This is a genomic window from Bartonella sp. MF74HXZ (assembly GCF_042194445.1).
Classification (GTDB): Bacteria; Pseudomonadota; Alphaproteobacteria; order Rhizobiales; family Rhizobiaceae; genus Bartonella; species Bartonella grahamii.
The window spans coordinates 1-726 of sequence record NZ_JBHIMW010000031.1; the positions used below are offsets into that span (position 1 = coordinate 1).

Here is a 726-nt window from a genome sequence, read left to right on the forward strand (position 1 = left end):
TACCGCTTCTAAAGGCGATTGAACCCAAGGGCTTTTCTTCCAAAGGATTAGAAACAACAATTGCACTAGGCATGGGTATGTAACCACCATCTGCCGGTAAAACATTCACAAGTGTATCCGTAAAGCTGCCATTGACGACCGAAACATCGGGGCGATAATCAGCGATTGGAAAATAAACCATTTTAGAAATCCGTTGGAATTATGCGTGTGACGTTATGACGTTTGGACGTCTCTGCACGCAATTCATGCAACTGTTCGTTAAAGTCATTGTACGCTGCTGTTGCACAATCGGGTTCTTTAAGGATATTCTTGTAAAGTTCGTATTTTGCACGCGCCTTAATCAAATCAAACGCGTGCACAAACCATGGATGCTCCTCATCGACACTCTCTATCTCTGATAAACGCAATGGAGAGAGAATGAGTTGAATCTGATAGGCTTTATCCGGCGTGGGATAAAGATGTAATTTCCTATCAAAATAACTGTAACAAACCGGCGTTCCTTGCTGCTCTGATGATAACAAAGGCTCTAAAGAAACATGGTCCTTACATTCCAAGGCAAACTTATGATGTTGATCAGAACTCAGATAACACATTGATTTCTAATGATAATATAGCGTTATTCAACTTGAATGAGAGCCCCGAACAACGTAAGCTTCTCTCATTCCAAACTTGTTTTATGTTGAATCAATCAAAACCATTCGCTTGCACACCACAAGCGGGATTAAG

At 41.2% G+C, this 726-nt stretch carries 2 pseudogenes; both read right to left on the bottom strand.

From position 1 onward, the window contains the following. Positions 1–181: pseudogene (locus ACFIJ8_RS08465) on the bottom strand (hypothetical protein); the annotation flags it as partial. Position 182: 1 nt separating this feature from the next. Further along, a pseudogene (locus ACFIJ8_RS08470) lies at positions 183–587 on the bottom strand (hypothetical protein); the annotation flags it as partial. Positions 588–726: the final 139 nt, after the last annotated feature.